This window comes from Bacteroides sp. AN502(2024) (assembly GCF_041227145.1).
Classification (GTDB): domain Bacteria; phylum Bacteroidota; class Bacteroidia; order Bacteroidales; family Bacteroidaceae; genus Bacteroides.
In genome coordinates this window covers 2,527,196-2,547,175 of record NZ_JBGFSP010000003.1, presented here as the reverse complement: position 1 = coordinate 2,547,175, position 19,980 = coordinate 2,527,196, and the positions used below count along the sequence as shown (strand labels likewise).

Here is a 19,980-nt window from a genome sequence, read left to right as displayed (position 1 = left end):
ATGAAAATGATTAGTAAAACCATATCAGTCCTTCTGCTTGCCGGAGTCGGATTTATCTCCATCCAGGCGCAGAACAACTCTCCGCAAACATGGACGTTGCGGCAATGTATCGACTATGCCATTGAGCATAATATAGAAATCCGCCAATCGGTCAATAATGTCGAAGCAAATAAAGTGAACGTAAACACCGCTAAATGGGCACGACTTCCGAATTTGAACGGCAGCGCCAGCCAGAACTGGAGCTGGGGACGTACCGCTTCTCCGATAGACAACTCGTACAGTGACATTAACAGTGCTAACACCAGTTTCAGTTTAGGAACAAATGTACCTATATTTACCGGCTTGCAGCTGTCCAACCAATATTCGCTTGCTAAGTTTGATTTAAAAGCCGCTATAGAAGATCTGAATAAAGCTCGAGAAGATATTGCAATCCATGTCACTTCCGCATATTTACAGGTATTATTCAATAAAGAATTAAGTAAGGTTGCCCATAATCAAGTAGATTTAAGTAAAGACCAGCTAAAACGCATCCAAGGTCTTCACGAAGTGGGTAAGGCATCTCCTTCTGAAGTGGCCGAAGCACAAGCCCGTGTGGCACAGGACGAAATGACTGCTGTACAATCAGACAATACATACAAACTCTCATTATTAGACCTCACCCAACTTCTGGAATTACCTACGCCTGAAGGATTTGTGCTTGAAAATCCCAAAGAGGAGTTAGAGTTCGGATCTCTCACTCCACCGGATGACATATATACACAGGCACTTGCTTATAAACCAAGTATTAAGGCTGCGGAATACCGCTTACAAGGCAGTCTTAAAAACATTCGTATTGCTCAAAGTTCCTTTTGTCCACAGCTCTCTTTCAGTGCCGGTCTGGGAAGCAATTATTATACGGTTAGCGGAAGATCTGAAAATAGCTTCGGCAGTCAGCTGAAAAACAACCTGAATAAGTATGTAGGATTCAGTTTGAGCATTCCGATCTTCAATCGTTTTTCCACACGTAACCGGGTACGCGCCGCCCGTTTGCAACAAATAGACTTGTCCTTGAAGTTGGATAATAGTAAAAAAGTACTCTATAAAGAAATTCAGCAAGTCTGGTACAATGCTCTGGCGGCAGAAAGTAAATACAATTCCAGTGAAGTGGCAGTAAAAGCCAACGAAGAGTCTTTCCGCCTGATCTGTGAGAAGTTCAATAACGGCAAGGCTACCTTCGTGGAATACAATGAAGCCAAACTTAATCTGACGAAAGCTCTTTCGGATAAGTTGCAAGCCAAATACGACTATCTATTCAGAACTAAAATTCTGGATTTCTACAAAGGACAAGTCATTGAATAAAAAAGAAAGAAAGTTGAGTTTCATATAGTAGTTTTTTAAAACATATCCGTTCGTTCATTCGTTATTATAGAAAGAACCAACGGATATGAAATATTTTATCACCATAGTGATTGTAATGATTAGTAATACATTTTTAGAAGTTGCGAAACCAATGAAGAATCAAGCAGAAATCTATCTCGCAGGAGGATGCTTTTGGGGAACGGAACATTTCCTGAAGCAAATTCGAGGAGTAGAAAGTACTCAAGTAGGATATGCCAACAGCAATGTTGCCCATCCGAGTTATGAACAGGTCTGTTCTGGAAAAACCAATGCTGCCGAAACAGTAAAGGTGGTTTATGATCCGAAAACGGTAGATTTGAATTTACTGCTCGATCTATATTTCAAGACAATCGATCCTACCAGCCTCAACCGGCAAGGTAATGACCGGGGAACCCAGTATAGGACCGGAATTTATTATGTAGATACAGAAGATCTCCCTGTCATCAAACAGGCAATTCAATTATTATCCGTACAATACAAGACTCCTATCGTCATTGAAGTGAACCCATTGACTAATTTCTATCCGGCAGAAACTTACCATCAGGACTATCTGGATAAAAATCCGGGAGGATACTGTCATATCAATCCCGCTTTATTTGAAGTGGCACGCAAAGCGAATCCGCCGAAAGCTAAAGTGTATCAGAAACCGGACGACGCAACCCTCCGTAAGAAGCTGTCTGCGGAACAGTATGCTGTCACCCGGAAGAATGCTACCGAACCGGCCTTCCACAATGAATACTGGAACGAGTATCGTCCCGGCATTTATGTTGATATTACCACTGGAGAGCCTCTGTTTGTCTCTACTGACAAGTTCGATTCGGGCTGCGGGTGGCCCAGCTTTTCCCAACCGATTCAAAAAGACATCATTACAGAAAAGAAAGATACTTCGCATGGCATGATACGTACGGAAGTACGCAGCAAGACCGGGGATGCCCATCTGGGACATGTATTTACAGATGGTCCGAAAGATAAAGGCGGATTACGTTATTGCATCAATAGTGCCTCACTCCGTTTTATCCCGAAAGAAAAAATGGAAGAAGAAGGTTATGGAGAATATGTACCGCTCGTTAAGTAAATATTGAAGAGCAAATCAATGCAACAGTTTACCTGATGAACCAGACGGTGGATTATCCTAATGAAGGTTTCACTCGTCATCGGAATAGATACATTCATAACTCAATTATCACCGGATTTTTCAATTCTTTTTATAAAAGTGTGATGGAACATAGGTGTCAAAATGTCAAGTATAATTAAGTGTATTTCTATCAACAAAAAGATTTTTTCTCAGATATCCCTTGGGGGGAGATAAAAAAGCGATATATTTGCATTCAATTCTAAAAACTGATTATCGATGAAACTAATTGCAGAAAGCAGTTCTACAAAAACTGAATGGGCTTTGGTTGAATATAATCACCTCATACAGCGTGCCTTCACCGAGGGGATTAATCCGTTTTTTCAAACTCGGAGGGAAATTAGTAGAAGTGTGCGATTAGGATTACCAGAGATTTTCTTTAAGAAGAAGCTTGAACAAGTGTATTATTATGGTGCAGGTTGTACTTCTTACGAAAAAAAGAATGTATTAGGAGCCTCTTTGGTAGCACAGTTTAAAACGCCTATTCAAGTAGAAAGTGACCTTCTAGCTGCAGCCCGTGGTCTGTTCAAATGTGAGGCCGGTATCGCTTGTATCTTAGGAACAGGTTCTAACTCATGCTTTTATGATGGGAAAATTATAGTTAAGAATGTAAAGGCTGGAGGATATATTTTAGGTGATGAAGGCAGTGGTGCAGTATTAGGCAAATATTTCTTATCTGATGTATTAAAAGGCTTGGCGCCTAAAGATGTGACGTCTGACTTCTTTGAAAAATTCCATATCAGTCCCAATGAGGTTATGGAATCCGTTTATAACCGCCCATTTCCCAACCGCTTTTTATCCACTATTTCTTATTTTTTGGCGGACTACACCAACGACGATTATGTATTCAATTTGATAACAAACAACTTAAGAAGCTTTTTCATCCGGAATGTATGTCAATATGACTATAAGAATTATCCGATTCGTTTTGTAGGTTCATTAGCCTATAGTTATGCCGATATATTACGTGAAGTTGCTCATGAATTTGGAATTGAGTTGGATGTTATTGAAGAAACTCCAATGACTGGACTAATTGAATTCCACTCTTTAAATATTGAAGAACCTTAAATGCCCATATAATTGAGATGCGGACCGCACTTTCGCAAAAATATAATTATAAATCCTAAAATACACAAATAAAGGTTCAAGATACTAAATAAAAACATACCTTTGCTAAGTCGAAATGAATGACTGATTTTCATGTAATTTCGCTCCTTTGTTAATAACAAGTTTTATCTCTTAAGACGCCCCATAAAGATCATTCTTGGAAAGAGTTTTAATTTTTAAAACATGTGATAAACTCCACGAGAACTTGATAAAAGGAAAAAGAGATATAATATATAAAGTTGTGAACCATTAAACAAAACAAACGCCTATGGACTAATGAAAAACTGATAAAGGAATAGGTATACTGTTCCATCTTATTTTTACCCTTATCCAAAATTTAAAAAATTTATTAACAAAATCATTAACCATTTATGAATGAAGAACGCAAAAGATGGAGACTGGCTAGTAGCAAGTTTCTAACTGCGGTAGCGATTAGTGCATTATTTTTATATAACAATAGTGCAATGGCTGCCTCGACTGCTTTAGGTAATTCTCTAGAAATTACAGAACAGTTACAACACCAAAGTGTATCGGGGATTGTAACGGATGCTAATGGTGAACCTGTTATTGGCGCCAGTATTGTAGAGAAAGGTACTACCAATGGTTGTATTACTGATGTGGATGGCAGGTTTACCTTGGATGTGAAGCCAGGTGCTATTTTAAAAATATCATTTGTCGGATTTCAAACTTTAGAACTTAAAGCAACTCGGAATATGCAGGTGATTTTGAAAGAAGACAGCGAATTGTTGGATGAAGTTGTAGTGGTAGGTTATGGTTCACAGAAAAAGGTAAACTTGACCGGTGCAGTAGCCAATGTGGATGTTCAGGAAGCTGTTGCAAGTCGTCCTGTAGCGGATATTGCAAAAGCTTTGCAAGGTATTACTCCGGGTTTGAGCATTACAACGAATGTAGGTGGTATTGGCGTGGACTCTAATATTAAATTACGTGGAGCTACTGGTTCTTTGAGTGCAACGGAAGGAACAAGCCCGTTGATTTTGGTAGATAATGTGGAGGTTCCTAGTTTGAGTTTGGTAAATCCTGATGATATAGCAAGTATCTCGGTACTGAAGGACGCTGCTTCTGCATCTATTTATGGTACTCGTGCAGCTTGGGGCGTGGTTTTAATAACTACAAAAACGGGCAAGAAAAATGATAGGCCGCGCGTTAGTTACTCTAATAACTTCTCGTGGAGTACTCCGACTGTAATGCCACAAGTAGCTACAAGTTATGAAGGAGCACGGGCTATGTTGCTTGCAGCTAAGAGAAATGGAGCTTCAACAGTTAGTTCTATTGGTTACAATGTTGATGAGTTGGCTATAGAGAAAATGAAAGAATGGAATGATACTTATGGAGGTATGTCACAGGATGAACTGGGTGAAATGCAATTAGGCAGAGACTTTGAAGAACGTGGTGGCAAATATTATTTCTATCGTCAATTTGACCCGCTGGATATGTTTATGAAAAATTGGACTCCTCAACAAAAGCACAATCTTTCTGTTAGTGGCGGTAGTGATAAAACAACCTATAATATCAGCTTAGGGTACTTGAATCAGAAAGGTATTTTGAAAGTTAATACAGACGAGTATGATCGCTACAACTTCAATGCCAATGTCAACACACAAATCCGTAACTGGTGGTCTGTCAGAGCAAATGTAATGTTTTCCCGTTCCACAAAATCAGAACCGTATCAATACACGAGCGGTTATACAGACGTTTGGTATTATCTGTTGCGTTGGCCATCTTTCTATCCCTATGCTGATTATCAAGGAACACCATTTCGTTCAGCTATGACTGAAATTTCTCAGGCTAATCGTGAAAGTTTGACTAACAACTTTATGCGTGTTAATCTAGGAACCACTATCAATCCCATTAAAGATTTGGCTATTAATTTCGATTACACTTTTGCTTTGCTCAATGATTATCAAAAACGTAATGGCGGTGAAGTCAGCGGTTGGAATATGTTCAACAGTAGTAATCCTTTGACTTATACTTCAAGCTTTTATGGTGCTACTCATAACCGTGTGGTTGAGCGTAGCCGATACACAATGTCCAATACTTTCAAGGCTTATGCTACTTATGAAAAAGCCTTTGCGCAAAAGCATCATCTGAAAGTAATGGTGGGCATGGATGCCGAGACCCGTGAAAAAATAGGGCATAGCTCAGACCGTCGTGCATTGGTAAACTTTGATAAACCGGAAATTAATCTGGCGATTGGAGACCAGTATGTAGATGGTACTACTTATCATAATGATTTTGCAGCGGCAGGTTTCTTCGGGCGTATCAACTATGACTATATGGGTAAATACCTTATTGAAGTTAATGCGCGTTATGACGGTTCTTCTAAATTCCCTTCTGGAGACCAATGGGCTTTATTCCCTTCCGTCTCTGCAGGATGGCGTTTGAGTGAAGAAACTTTCATGAAATGGGCAAAGCCCGTACTTTCAGAATTTAAAGTACGTGGTTCTTGGGGTACAATTGGTAATCAGGACGTAGCAGCCAACTCTTTCCTTTCTGTAATGTCTGTGAATAAATCTTCCGGATGGGTGATAGATGGCAAACAGATGCCTTATATCGGTGTTCCCTCTGTCGTCTCTCCAACGTTGACTTGGGAACGTGTTACCACTATTGACGTGGGTTTTGACGCTCGTTTCTTTAATCATGCACTTGGCATTAGTTTTGACTGGTATCAGCGTACTACCTCCGATATGCACTCGCCCGGTGAAACCTTGCCTTCTACTTTCGGAAGTACAACGATGCCGAAAGTAAACGCCGGAGAATTACAGGGACGTGGCTTTGAACTGGCAATAGATTATAATAAGCAATTTGCATGTGGACTCGGTTTAACGGCACGTGCGACATTGTCCAAGATTCGTGAAAAGATCACGAAGTACAATAACCCGAACAAGAATATTTATGGTAATTACGAGGGCAAGATTATCGGTGAAATCTGGGGATATGAAACAGATCGTTTATTCCAATATGAAGATTGTTATCAAGATGCGGATGGAAAGTGGTTTATTGACACCCATAAAGTTCCTTCACAGGCATTATATGAAACAGGAGCATTTAAATATGGTCCGGGTGATGTAAAATATAAGGATTTGGATGGAGACGGTAAAATTACTTATGGTAAACAAACTCTGGAAAATCATGGAGACTTGAAACGTATTGGTAATATCATGCCTAATTTTGAATATGGTTTCTCTGTCGCATTGACATATAAAAACTTTGACTTTAGCACATTCTTTCAGGGCATTGGCTCAAGAGATGTATGGGCTGTCGGCCAGATTGGCATTCCGGGATTTATGCCGGGTGAAGGCTGGCTGGAACACCAGATGGATTATTGGACTCCTGAAAATACAGATGCATTCTATCCTACGCCTACTTCCCATTCATGGATAAGCAACGGCCAGAACTTTTTGCGTCAGACCCGTTATTTGCAGAATATGTCATATCTGCGTTGTAAGAATATTACATTGGGTTATACCGTTCCTGAAAAATGGATGAAAGCTATCACTTTCACAAGTGGTCGTATCTATGTCAGTGCAGAAAATGTATTCGAATTCGATCATACCCATATTCCGGTTGACCCTGAAACAACAGAGAATGCGGCCGCTACTAACGGTTCGCTCAAATTTGGTAAGAGTTATCCGTTTATGAGAACTATTTCATTTGGTGTTCAACTTACATTCTAATAAAATTATGAAAACAAAAATATTTGCAGTTTTAGCATTGGCCACCAGTTTCTCTTCCTGCTCGGACTTTTTGGATCGTCCGCCTATGGATCAGATAGAGAATAGTGCGGATTTTTATAACAACGAGAATAATATCCGATCTACAATATATGGATGGTATGATATTTATTTTACAGGTTATCAAAGCGGTTGGGTGAAGTCGGACTTCTTCGATGGGACGAATGTAGCCAATTGGGTAGATGACCTGGCTCAGAAGGAGGCAACTTTCTTTACAAACACAGCACCTGCAACCAGTAACGACTGGTCTTTTGCGAATGTTCGTCGAATTAATCTTGTATGTGACGGACTTGAAAGTTCAACTTTACCCGAAGAAGCGAAGAAACACTGGATGGGTGTGGCACGATTCTTCCGTGGTATGGAATATGCTCGTTTGGTACGGATGTTTGGCGATGTTCCGTATTATGACCATGTTGTAGATAATACAGATGAAAAAGCCCTTTATAAAGGTAGAGATTCCAGAAATTTGGTCATGGACAAGGTTTTAGACGATTTGGAGTTTGCAGCAGTCAATGTAAGGGAATCCGATGGGACAGATGGACTTTGTGTAAATCGCCATGTGGTAAATGCTTTTGAGTCCCGTATCATGTTGTTTGAGGGAACTTGGCAAAGATATCGTGAGAAGAATACAGAAATGAGCAAGAAGTATCTGGAAGCTGCGAAGACTGCGGCCAATAGGGTTATGAGCACTCAGAAATATCAAATCTCAAGTGATTACAAGTCATTGACTATTTCACTTGATTTGGCCAATAACCCTGAAATGATATTGTATCGTTCTTATGTAGAAGGTATTCTGACTCATGCTGAAATGTCTTGGCAATCAGAACAGACATTGGGAAATGGACCTTCTAAAGATTTGGTTGATAGCTATTTAACGAATAATGGATTGCCGATCCATCAAGAAGGAAACAGTGCATTTAAAGGTGATAAGGTTTTCAAAGATGAAATGGCCAATCGCGATCCGCGTTTAGCGGCTAATATTGACCCTGAAGGAGTACATCTGAATGGTATCACCGGCGCTGTATATGGTATTGGCGGCTATTTCGGTACTCGTTTTATCAATGAGGATTTGTTCAATACTGCGGCCGGACAAAGTAATACCAATACTACCGATGCACCTATTATGAAATTGAATGAAGTATTTCTGAACTATTTGGAAGCTGCCGCAGAGTTACATGATATGGGAGCTTACACTTTGTCACAGAATGATTTGGATATTACCATTAATAAGATCCGTAAGAGAACTTCTGTAAATATGCCTTCTGTAACACTCAGTGGAAATAACTTTAGTGTAAAAGGAGTGGTTATCAACGATCCGGATCGTGATTTGGGTAACCCCGAGATAGCAGATGACTACGAAGTGTCTCCTATTCTTTGGGAAGTACGTCGTGAAAGACGCATTGAATTGGTGTATGAAGGTATTCGTTTCGATGATATCCGCCGTTGGAGCAAATTGCATTATGCAGATATGAAAATCAACAAAAAGTTAAATTTGGGTGCATGGTTGGATAAAGACGCTTATTTGAAAGAATACAATCAGGCTAACGGGACTTCATATACCATTGATGATTTGAAAGACGTAGTTTTAGACCGTGAAGGTAATGCCGGTTATATCAAACCTATCCAAGCAACTTCATTATTGCGTGTTTATGGAGAAAAAGATTATCTCTATCCTATTCCGACAGGACAGATATCCTTGTACAAGAGTAAGAGCGAACAATTGGGAGATCCCTCTATTAAATTAGAACAGAATCCGAACTGGTAATCTTTCGGAATCATACAATAATCAAAAAGAGAGGCTGTCTAACAGGTCTCAGTAATTAGAAGTCACCCCTGCCAAAGCATATTCTGGCAGGGGTGAAATCGTTAAAATAAGACTTGTTAGACAGCCTCTCTTTGAATAATAGAAGAAAGAAAGGTCTTCTATTATCTAAATGACACCTTTTATCTTAAAGCTTCTACCTCTTCCGGTGTCAATGGTATTTTTTTGCCTAACCGGCGGGCACCGGTTTCTGTAATCAGATAATCTTCTTCGTTGCGGATACCACCGAAATCTTTATAAGTCTCCACTACATCGTAGTTGATAAAGTCAGTGAATTTCTTTTCTGCTTTCCACCTGTCGATCAGTTCCGGAATAAAGTAAATGCCCGGTTCTACAGTATGTACAAATCCCGGTTCCAAAGGAATGGCGAGACGTTGTGATTTGCGGCCGAACTGTGTGCTCTTCGGTTGGCCGTTGTAACCGACCCATATCTCTCCCAGATTCTCCATATCATGCACATCCAACCCCATCATGTGTCCCAGTCCGTGCGGATAGAACAAAGCATGGGCACCTTCGCGCACAGCATCTTCAGCATTTCCTTTCATCAATCCGAGTGTCTTCATGCCATCCACCATGACGCGAGCCGACAGCTCGTATACCTCCATATAAGGAATACCCGGACGAAGAGCTTTTACGGACTCCAAGTGCATGGCATTCTGAATCTCGTATACTTCACGTTGGCGGGAGGTGAACTTCTTATCGGCAGGAATGGTAGACGACATATCACCCGCATAACCGGATTCTACTTCTGCACCGGCATCGATTAAGAATAAATCACCTGGCTTCACTTTATTTCCGTGATAATGATTGTGCAGAGTCTGCCCGTTGATAGTGGCAATTGTGGCGAATGAGAGCTGGCAGTTATTAGATTCCGCCACCCGGTTCATTTCAGCTACCACTTCATATTCATACATACCCGGACGAAGTACCTTCATGGCTGTGATATGCATATCAGCCGTTACATCGCAAGCCTTTTCTATTTCTACGATTTCCTCTGCAGATTTATAATTGCGTTGAGCAACTACGGCACGGATGAATGAAACAGAACCTTCCTGATGTACAGGAGGAATACCCAGCCAGTCCATCAGTTTCAGTTTATGTTCAGGGCGGTAAGGAGGCAGATAGTGAACCTCTTTCCCTTTCTGCACGCACTGATGGAGATAGCTTACAATATCAGCAGACGGCATCAGATCTTTTACACCCACACGTTCGCATTTTTCGTGCAATGTCGGTTGTGAACCCATCCATACGATTGCATCGATAGACAATTCATCACCAAAGATGATTTCCTTATCCTCATCTATATCGATAATAGCCGAAAGTCCGGCGCATGAAAGTCCGAAATAATAAAGGAAAGTGGAATCCTGACGATAACGGAACGTGTTATCTTCGTAATTCAGTCCGCACTCGTCATTTCCGAGAAACAACAATACTCCGGAGCCTAATTTTTTTTTCAGCAGGGCTCTCCGCTGCATATACGTTTCTTTGGCAAACATATTATCTTAATTTTTTAGTTCGTGCAACAAAGATAACGAATTTTGTGTTATAGGATTAAAAATTATCTCTCTAATCTGTGTAATCTCTCGTTAAAAAGTTATTTTTGTAGCGAGAAACAGTAAAAAGCAAAAATGAATATGGCACAAGGTTCCCGTCAAATACAATCTCAGGCGCAACAGCAGGTACAAACGCTCTCGCCCCAGCAGATTCTGGTCGTGAAACTGTTGGAGCTTCCCGCAGTAGAGCTGGAAGACCGTATCCATGCTGAATTACTTGAAAATCCGGCACTTGAAGAAGGCAAGGAAGAGAATGCTGCGGATGAATATTCCGATACCGGCAGCACAGAGGAGGGCATGGATAGTAATGCCAATGACTATGATTCTTTGAGTGACTATCTGACTGAAGACGATATTCCCGACTATAAACTGCAAGAGAACAACCGTTCGAAAGACGAACAGGCGGAAGATATACCGTTTTCCGATTCCACCTCTTTTTATGAGACATTGAAAGAGCAGTTGCGTGAACGTAACCTGACAGAACATCTGCGTGAGCTGGTTGAGTATCTGATCGGGTCATTGGACGATGACGGATTGCTTCGCAAATCTTTGGAAAGTATCTGTGACGAACTGGCGATTTATGCAGGTATCGAATCGACCGAAGAAGAACTTGAAGAGGCATTGAGTATCTTACAGGACTTTGATCCGGCAGGTATCGGTGCACGTAGTCTTCAAGAATGTCTGTTGATACAGATCTGCCGGAAAAAAGAAGAAGAGAAAACTCCCGGTCTTACATTGAATCTGGAAGAAAGGATTATCAGAGAATGTTACGAAGAATTCACCCGTAAACATTGGGAGAAGATCATAAAGAAACTGGATATTGATGAAGAGACTTTCCGGGAAACCATTACTGAAATAACGAAGTTGAATCCTCGTCCGGGTGCTTCTTTGGGAGAAGCAATCGGCAGGAATCTCCAACAAATAGTTCCCGACTTTATTGTGGAAACGTATGATGACGGAACTATCAATATAAGCCTCAATAACCGACATGTCCCCGAACTCCGTATGAGCCGTGATTTCACGGAAATGGTGGAGGAGCATACCAAAAACAAAGCCAACCAGTCTAAGGAATCTAAAGAAGCGATGATGTTTCTAAAACAGAAAATGGATGCGGCACAAGGGTTTATCGATGCTGTCCGGCAGCGTCAGAATACCCTGATGACTACCATGCAGGCGATTATCGACCTGCAACGCCCTTTCTTTCTCGAAGGGGATGAATCGTTGCTGAAACCGATGATTTTAAAAGATGTGGCGGAACGTACGGGACTGGATATTTCGACTATCTCCCGTGTGAGCAACAGTAAATATGTACAGACGAATTACGGTATCTATCCGCTTAAATACTTTTTTAGCGACGGATATACGACGGAAGACGGTGAAGAGATGTCTGTCCGGGAGATTCGTAAGATACTGAAAGAATGTATTGAAGGCGAGGATAAGAAGAAACCGCTGACCGATGATGAATTGGCGGATATATTGAAAGAGAAAGGTTATCCCATTGCCCGTAGGACAGTAGCCAAATACCGTCAACAGTTGAATATCCCCGTGGCGAGACTACGGAAATGAGTATAAGTATTAAGTATAAAAGAATGAATGGTGATGGACAGAGAAAGAGAACATATCATAGCGGACAAGACGATGTTGCAGGTGGCGAGAGTCATCTCGATGGTCTTTACTCCATTTTCTATTCCGTTTTTATCGTTTCTGGCGTTATTCCTGTTTTCTTATCTTCGTATCATGCCGATACAATATAAGTTGATCGTATTGGGAATCGTTTATTGCTTCACCATACTGACCCCTACCATTACCATTTTCCTGTTTCGTAAGATCAATGGATTCGCCCGTCAGGAGTTGAGTGAACGTAAGAAACGTTATGTACCTATCCTGCTGACCATCATCTCGTATGTGTTCTGCCTGCTGATGATGCGCAAGCTGAATATTCCGTGGTATATGACCGGTATCATTCTTGCTTCTCTGGTAGTGTCCGTTATTTGCATTGCAGTAAACCTTCAATGGAAGTTGAGCGAGCACATGGCAGGAATGGGCGGGGTGATCGGAGGATTGGTTTCTTTCAGTGCCTTGTTCGGTTACAATCCGGTCGGATGGCTATGCCTGTTTATTTTGATTGCCGGTATATTGGGTTCTGCACGCATTGTTCTGGGACACCACACACTGGGTGAGGTGTTTGCCGGCTTTGCAGTCGGGCTGATATGTGCCATTTTGGTCCTTCACCCGGTGAGCAACATCTTATTTCGAGTATTTTTATTTTAAAACAGTATAAATCCTAAAAACTAATCATTATGAACTTTCCACAAAATTTAAAGTACACAAACGAACACGAATGGATTCGTGTCGAAGGAGACATTGCATACGTTGGTATCACCGATTATGCACAGGAACAATTGGGCGATATTGTATTCGTAGATATCCCGACTGTTGGTGAAACATTGGAAGCCGGTGAAACTTTCGGAACCATCGAAGTAGTGAAAACGATTTCCGATATTTTCCTGCCTGTATCAGGTGAGGTGCTCGAACAAAATGAGGCATTAGAAGAAAACCCGGAACTGGTAAATAAAGATCCGTATGGTGAAGGCTGGTTGATTAAACTGAAACCGACTGATGTAAAAGCTGTAGAAGATTTACTGGATGCCGAAGCTTATAAAGAAGTGATTAACGGGTGAGTGATGAGTGAAACCAATCATTAATCACTAACCATTCATAATAAACTAATCGTTAAAGAAATGACTCCAATTGTAAGTATTATCATGGGCAGCACGTCCGACCTTCCTGTTATGGAGAAGGCTGCACAGCTACTGAATGATATGCATGTACCGTTCGAAATGAACGCTCTTTCTGCTCACCGCACGCCCGAGGCTGTGGAAGAGTTTGCGAAGAATGCCCGTAACCGTGGCATTAAAGTAATTATCGCTGCTGCCGGAATGGCTGCCGCTCTTCCCGGTGTGATTGCCGCTAATACTACATTGCCGGTGATCGGAGTACCTGTAAAAGGTTCCGTGCTCGATGGTGTGGACGCACTTTATTCTATCATTCAGATGCCTCCGGGTATTCCTGTAGCAACCGTTGCCATCAACGGAGCGATGAATGCCGCTATTCTTGCCATACAGATGCTGGCATTGAGCGATGAGAAACTGGCAGAAGCTTTTGCTGCTTACAAGGAAGGACTGAAAAAGAAAATCGTAAAAGCAAACGAAGAACTGAAAGAGGTGAAGTTTGAATATAAAACGAACTAATGGATCTATTCAATTATTTTCGAAGAGAGACCACAGAAGTAAATATTGGGGCTGTACCGTTGGGCGGCCCCAATTCTATTCGTATCCAGTCGATGACAAACACGTCTACGCAGGATACACAGGCTTGTGTGGAACAGGTGAAACGTATTGTTGACGCAGGCGGAGAGTACGTCCGCCTCACCACCCAAGGTATCAAAGAGGCCGAAAACCTGATGAACATTAACATCGGGTTGCGTAGCCAGGGATATATGGTTCCGTTGGTGGCCGATGTGCATTTCAATCCGAAAGTGGCGGACGTGGCTGCTCAATATGCGGAAAAGGTGCGAATCAATCCGGGAAATTATGTAGATGCTGCGCGTACTTTTAAAAAACTGGAATATACAGACGAGGAGTATGCGCAGGAAATACAGAAAATACATGACCGATTTGTTCCGTTCCTGAATATCTGTAAAGAGAATCACACGGCGATACGGATCGGCGTGAACCATGGCTCTCTATCCGACCGTATCATGTCACGCTATGGTGATACCCCCGCAGGAATGGTGGAATCCTGTATGGAGTTCCTCCGTATCTGTGTAGCAGAGAATTTCACCGATGTGGTAATCTCCATCAAGGCCTCCAACACGGTAGTTATGGTAAAAACCGTCCGTCTGTTGGCAGACGTCATGGAGAAAGAAGGGATGACTTTCCCGTTACACCTCGGAGTGACAGAAGCCGGAGATGGAGAAGACGGACGTATCAAGTCCGCCCTTGGCATCGGTGCGTTGTTGAGTGACGGATTGGGAGATACCATCCGGGTATCTTTGAGTGAAGCTCCTGAAGCTGAAATTCCGGTAGCCCGCAAACTGGTGGATTATGTTCTGTTGAGGCAGGGACATCCTTATATTCCGGGAATGGAAGCACCGGAGTTCAATTATTTGTCTCCCGAACGCCGCAAGACAAAAGCTGTCCGTAATATCGGAGGTGAGTGTGTGCCTGTGGTTATTGCCGACCGCATGGACGGAAAGACGGAAGTAAACCCACAATTCACACCGGACTATATTTATGCCGGAAGAGCTTTGCCCGAGCAACGGGAAGAAGGAGTAGAATATATTCTCGATGCGGATGTATGGCAGGGAGAAGACGGAACCTGGCCTGCATTCAATCATGCACAGCTACCGTTCATGGGTGAATGCCCTGCAGAACTTAAATTCCTGTTTATGTCCTACATGGCACAAACGGACGAAGTGATAGCCTGCCTGAAACATCATCCGGAGGTGGTGGTGATTTCCCAAAGCAATCATCCGAACCGTTTGGGGGAGCACCGTGCTTTGGTACATCAACTAATGACGGAAGGCTTGCAAAATCCGGTTGTCTTCTTCCAGCATTATTCGGAAGACGATGCGGAGAATCTGCAGATAAAGTCCGCAGCCGATATGGGAGCTTTGATTTTTGACGGCTTTTGTGATGGTATCTTCCTGTTCAATCAGGGCAACTTGAGTCACGCCGTGGTCGATACCACTGCTTTCGGAATCTTGCAGGCCGGACGTACCCGCACCTCCAAAACGGAGTATATATCTTGTCCCGGTTGCGGCCGTACACTTTACGACTTGGAAAAGACGATTGCCCGTATCAAGGCAGCCACTTCGCATTTGAAAGGACTGAAGATCGGTATCATGGGATGCATCGTGAATGGTCCCGGTGAGATGGCAGATGCAGACTACGGCTATGTAGGAGCAGGACGGGGGAAAATCAGTCTCTATAAAGGTAAGGTATGTGTGGAGAAAAATATTCCTGAAGAAGAGGCGGTGGAACGACTCCTGGAGTTTATCCGGACAGATCGGGAAAAAAAAGAAAATAAAGGCGATATAAATTGCATTGCTAATTAATTTTCCGTAACTTTGTTCTGTCGAATAAAAAAGCAAAATAGAATACGATGATGGAAGATAACTTTGACTACCAGACAGTGCCCTACGGTTTTACCCACTGCTTCAATAACCAATGTCCGAAAGGAGAAACATGCCTGCATCACTTGGCCGCAGTGCATAGTACCGCTCAGTATCCCACTCTGTCTGTGGTAAATCCCAATTGTATTCCGGAAGATGCAAATGCTTGTTCTTTTTATAAGTCGATACAGAAAATACGCGTAGCGTGGGGAATCAGTCATTTGTTGGACAACGTGCCTCACAAAGATGCGGAACAACTAAAAAGTCAAATGCTTGGCTATTTCGGACGCGGAATGTATTACCGCTTTTACCGTAAAGAGAAATATTTATCTCCTGAACAACAGGAATATATTCGTAGAATCTTCCGTCAGAAAGGAATAATGGAGGAACCTGCATTCGATTCCTACACAGAAGAATATATGTGGTAATTATCTGCCATCTGCAACAATTTCGTTGTATCTAATTGAAATATAATGTCTTATAGCGTTGCAGATACCTATTGCAGATGTGTTGCAGATCAAGTATCTGCAACACATCTGTTTTAGCTTATGAGAGTCTGACAACATGATAGACAGTACCACTCCTTACCCGTCTCGAAGGGATTTCATGTTTGCGCAGTACCCGCCCGAATACACTTACCCGCTTGTTGGACAATGAGATAGCACTCTTTCTTCCTATTTCGTCCAATATCTCTGCCGGTGAAAGCCATTCTCCGTCTTCCTTCTCTTCAGCCGGGCGGAAGTAACGGTAAAACAACTGTTCTTCGAGCGATACTTGTTCGAATTCCCGGTTACTTTCAATCATCAACTGCTCTTCTTTCCGGTCAAACCAGTAGCGTTCGCCATGATCCAGTTCGTACATCGCTTGTGCGTATAACTGCTCATAGTCTATTGCCCGGTTGGTATCTATTGTTCCCTGTACCTCGATGCAGATGAAGCGACGACTACCCGTAGGATCGGTCAATAAATCTTTCTGATTACTCGTGGCGATGAAAGAAGCATAGCGACGCATCTCCAATACGGCTTTGCCGTAAGGTTTGCGGATATTTACGATAGGCTTCTGGAGAATATGTTTCAGAAATCCCTGTTGCGTGGCACTAATCTGATCGAATTCGTCGATATTGATCAACGCAAACCGATTCAGATAAAGTTCCGCTTCTTTCTTTTGGGAGAAATCGATACTATCCGTATAATAGGCACGCATGGCAGGTGGGATAATACTTCGGCAAAAGGTAGATTTACGAGAACCTTGTGCACCTACCAGTAATGGAGATACACTATTCGCGTACTTTTTATCCGTACCTCGCCAATGAACTACCATATTCAGAAACCAGCGATGAAATAATTCTACCCAATGCGGGTTTCCGCAAGGTACGGTTTTCGCCAAGGTACGGATGCGATCCTGACCATCCCAAATGGGAAGATGATAAAGAAAATCCTCTAACGGATTGAATACCGGTACACGGTTCGAATAGATATACCGGCTGATGTCCCTGTCCCACAATGGAATGCCTTCGGCTTGTGCATCCAGTGCGATGCTGTTCAATACCCGCTTGTCGATAGGATTGAAGTAAAAGCGGAACGAATTCCGTTCGCGATATTCCACTTCTCCTATTTGTGTGTTGCAGCGAAATTCATAACGCCGCCTCATAAAATCCTCTGTCTGTAAAGACAAAAGTTGTTCTTTTCCTAAGCAGTTCTTCCTGCCGAACCCTTCACATTCATCATATACCGTTCTGATTATCTGACGAATAAGAGCTTCCTGTCCATTCAGGTAATAATGAAAGATAGTACGTTTAACCGTTTCCTCTTCAGGAATTCCGGAATGAAAGCAGTTTGCAGCCAATCGCGTCACTAATGCCTGGAAATCTTCCCCTATCGGGCGTGCGCCATTGTCTTCCGCTTCGTAAATCTCCTCACGCGTTTTTCTCAGGGCAGCTTCGAAGAGCATGAAGGCAGCCCTTTTCGTATCATATCCCGGGACAGCGCGCGTTAGCGGTGATTTCTCCGAACGTACCACCTCCCGATAAGATAATTCTTCGGGCATTCCGGCAGGTTGCGACAGATAAAACGGTACGGAATCCGGTCTGTACATGAGTTCCGGGTCGTGGGACAATCGGGAATATTGTTCCAAAGAGGGCGCTTTAGGGCGAATATCGAATGGTATTTGAGGCTGGTAACATTTCACGGCTAGCCGATAGGCATGTGCATGGAATATTTCGGCTTCTTCCCTTTTTTGTGGAAGTGATTGGTCCGGTCGGGTGAATCTGCTCCATATTTTTACGGTTTGTCCGCTGGAACCAGTAAAAACACAGTACGTTTGCGGCTGTTCCCAAGCTTTTTGCTTCACGAATGCGATTTCCGATCTCCCGGATAGCGGACCAACGGTTAGCTCCACTATGCCGTTGTAACTTTTCATCTGTTTACCACCTTCCGCTCTGCGGAATTCGGCAGCAGGTAAGATCTTTGGTAATTTGTCAGCTTCGTAACTACGGGCATCGGGCAGGGAATACTTGAGCGTTTCTCTGAAAACGGTAACCGGTCGTGCCTTTGTTTCAGTTCGTGTCTTTTCTATCCATGTTTCTATGTCCATCGTGGTCAGGGCAGTAGTTTTGTCTTTGTCTCTTAATTGGGTAATTTTCATAAAATTGTTTTTAATATAAATATTCTACTAAGATAGCTATACTTTTTCAATCTCACAAGTAAACTCGTATGCTTTGTCTATTTCTTTGCATTCTTTTTGTTGTAGTTTCAGTTGCCGTTTCACTCCTGCAATTTGTTTCAAGATGTTTCAATTGCTTGAAACACTTTGTTTCAAGGCGCGAAACACTTTGTTCCAAGGCGCGAAACACTTTGTTCCAAAGCACTAAACACTTTGTTCCAACACGGTGGAACACTTTGTTCCAAGGTACGAAAACACTTTGTTCCAAAGCACAAAAACACTTTGTTCCAAGGCATAAACATAGAGCAGTGTGTAGGCAAAAAACTGTACTAATCCGGTATTTGAATCGTATGTTGCAGACAACTTTATCTGCAACCATTTGCAACAGGTATCTGCAACAACATAAATCCCTATTATTCAGCGATGTATGATGGTTTTGTTGCAGATGGCAGATGTTTTGTACTTTTTAAACTTTATGATAAGGCTGTCTTCCTGATAGTACACATTTACAAAAATAGAAGGGAACTCCTGAATGCATCCATTTGTTTCCTTTGCTATGGCTATACCTTATAAAATTCATATCGCTTACCTTTTATATTCTTTCCAAATCTTTCGGAATTGTGCAAATTTCCCTATATTTGTCTCACATATAAACTCTAAACAATAATTAAATTATTTTATTCGTATGAAAAAGTTCTTATTATTCGCCTTAGTAGCGATAAGTGCAATGAGTATCAACGCTCAAGACAATCTAAAATGGGGAGTGATGGCAGGTATGAATGTTAGTAAGTACACCATTACAGGTTTTGATAACAGGATCGGTTTTCACGCAGGTGTTAAAACAGAAGTAGGATTGTCGCAGGATGCGAATGGTAGTGGTGCCTATATGGACTTCGCTGCATTGCTGACATTGAAAGGTGCCAAGATTGATGGAGGATCAGTTGCGGGCATAACGCTTAATCCATATTATTTAGAGGTGCCTGTACGTGTGGGGTATAAATATGCCGTCAATGATGATTTTTCGTTATTTGGTAGTGTAGGTCCTTATATGGCTGTCGGGCTGTTTGGAAAAGCAAAATTGAAAGTAGACGGTGATCTTGCAGATAATGCGGAATTAGGAGGTAGCTCCATATCCATATTCTGAAAATATTTTTGGAAATGATGGTCTGAAACGCTTCGATTTCGGTCTTGGATTGAAAGCAGGAGTTGAGTTCAGCAAGAAATATCAAGTTGCCATCAGTTACGATTTTGGACTCGTTAAAGCGACAAAAGAATTAGGCATGAAGAACAGAAACCTGATGCTCTCGTTGGGATATATGTTCTAAAACCTATTTTGCAGCTTTGTTACATAACTCATTTTCACCTTTGCATCAACTTCAAAATAGATTATCTTTGTGTCC

13 protein-coding genes and 1 pseudogene are annotated in these 19,980 nt (G+C 42.1%); 12 read left to right on the top strand and 2 right to left on the bottom strand.

Annotated features, from left to right (window positions below; translation table 11 throughout):
* The 5 genes from AB9N12_RS09785 to AB9N12_RS09765 all read left to right on the top strand — a co-directional run bounded on the left by AB9N12_RS09785 (position 1) and on the right by AB9N12_RS09765 (position 9,133).
* Positions 1-1,338 carry a TolC family protein gene (locus AB9N12_RS09785; protein WP_369891743.1) on the top strand — a complete coding sequence of 446 codons (1,338 nt, stop codon included), beginning with the start codon at positions 1-3 and terminating at the stop codon, positions 1,336-1,338.
* Positions 1,339-1,423: 85 nt separating this feature from the next.
* Positions 1,424-2,452, top strand: a complete 1,029-nt coding sequence (gene msrB, locus AB9N12_RS09780; protein WP_369891741.1) for a peptide-methionine (R)-S-oxide reductase MsrB — start codon at positions 1,424-1,426, stop codon at positions 2,450-2,452.
* A gap of 276 nt (positions 2,453-2,728) precedes the next feature.
* A complete protein-coding gene (locus AB9N12_RS09775) occupies positions 2,729-3,577 on the top strand; it encodes a hypothetical protein (protein WP_369891739.1) in 849 nt (282 codons plus the stop codon).
* A gap of 410 nt (positions 3,578-3,987) precedes the next feature.
* Entirely contained in the window at positions 3,988-7,311 is a 3,324-nt protein-coding gene (locus tag AB9N12_RS09770; RefSeq protein ID WP_369891737.1) for a SusC/RagA family TonB-linked outer membrane protein, read from the top strand.
* 7 nt (positions 7,312-7,318) lie between these two features.
* Entirely contained in the window at positions 7,319-9,133 is a 1,815-nt protein-coding gene (locus AB9N12_RS09765; protein ID WP_369891735.1) for a RagB/SusD family nutrient uptake outer membrane protein, read from the top strand.
* 179 nt (positions 9,134-9,312) lie between these two features.
* Here AB9N12_RS09765 and AB9N12_RS09760 read toward each other — a convergent pair whose 3' ends face one another.
* Complete coding sequence (locus AB9N12_RS09760; RefSeq protein WP_369891733.1) at positions 9,313-10,686, bottom strand: aminopeptidase P family protein; 1,374 nt, start codon at positions 10,684-10,686, stop codon at positions 9,313-9,315.
* 138 nt (positions 10,687-10,824) lie between these two features.
* Here AB9N12_RS09760 and rpoN point away from each other — a divergent pair, with 138 nt between their 5' ends.
* The 6 genes from rpoN to AB9N12_RS09730 are packed head-to-tail and all read left to right on the top strand — an operon-like array spanning position 10,825 to position 16,347.
* Positions 10,825-12,309, top strand: a complete 1,485-nt coding sequence (gene rpoN, locus AB9N12_RS09755; RefSeq protein ID WP_369892853.1) for an RNA polymerase factor sigma-54 — start codon at positions 10,825-10,827, stop codon at positions 12,307-12,309.
* A 33-nt stretch (positions 12,310-12,342) separates the two neighbouring features.
* A complete protein-coding gene (locus tag AB9N12_RS09750; RefSeq protein ID WP_369891731.1) occupies positions 12,343-13,014 on the top strand; it encodes a phosphatase PAP2 family protein in 672 nt (223 codons plus the stop codon).
* A gap of 29 nt (positions 13,015-13,043) precedes the next feature.
* The gene (gcvH, locus tag AB9N12_RS09745) at positions 13,044-13,424 is read left to right on the top strand and encodes a glycine cleavage system protein GcvH (protein ID WP_369891729.1); all 381 of its coding nucleotides are present in this window, start codon (positions 13,044-13,046) and stop codon (positions 13,422-13,424) included.
* Positions 13,425-13,484: 60 nt separating this feature from the next.
* Entirely contained in the window at positions 13,485-13,994 is a 510-nt protein-coding gene (gene purE / locus AB9N12_RS09740) for a 5-(carboxyamino)imidazole ribonucleotide mutase (protein ID WP_004296231.1), read from the top strand.
* A complete protein-coding gene (locus AB9N12_RS09735) occupies positions 13,994-15,862 on the top strand; it encodes a 4-hydroxy-3-methylbut-2-en-1-yl diphosphate synthase (protein WP_369891727.1) in 1,869 nt (622 codons plus the stop codon). The genes purE and AB9N12_RS09735 overlap by 1 nt, the downstream gene beginning before the upstream one ends.
* Positions 15,863-15,912: 50 nt before the next feature.
* Positions 15,913-16,347 (top strand): DUF6078 family protein, encoded by a 435-nt coding sequence (locus AB9N12_RS09730; RefSeq protein ID WP_369892852.1) that lies wholly within the window; start codon positions 15,913-15,915, stop codon positions 16,345-16,347.
* Between the two features lie 118 nt (positions 16,348-16,465).
* On the opposite strand, the gene AB9N12_RS09725 is transcribed toward AB9N12_RS09730, so the two are convergent.
* A complete protein-coding gene (locus tag AB9N12_RS09725) occupies positions 16,466-18,562 on the bottom strand; it encodes a BT4734/BF3469 family protein (RefSeq protein ID WP_369891725.1) in 2,097 nt (698 codons plus the stop codon).
* 703 nt (positions 18,563-19,265) lie between these two features.
* On the opposite strand from AB9N12_RS09725, the pseudogene AB9N12_RS09720 reads away from it, so the two are divergent.
* A pseudogene (locus AB9N12_RS09720) lies at positions 19,266-19,905 on the top strand (porin family protein).
* Positions 19,906-19,980 lie beyond the last annotated feature (75 nt).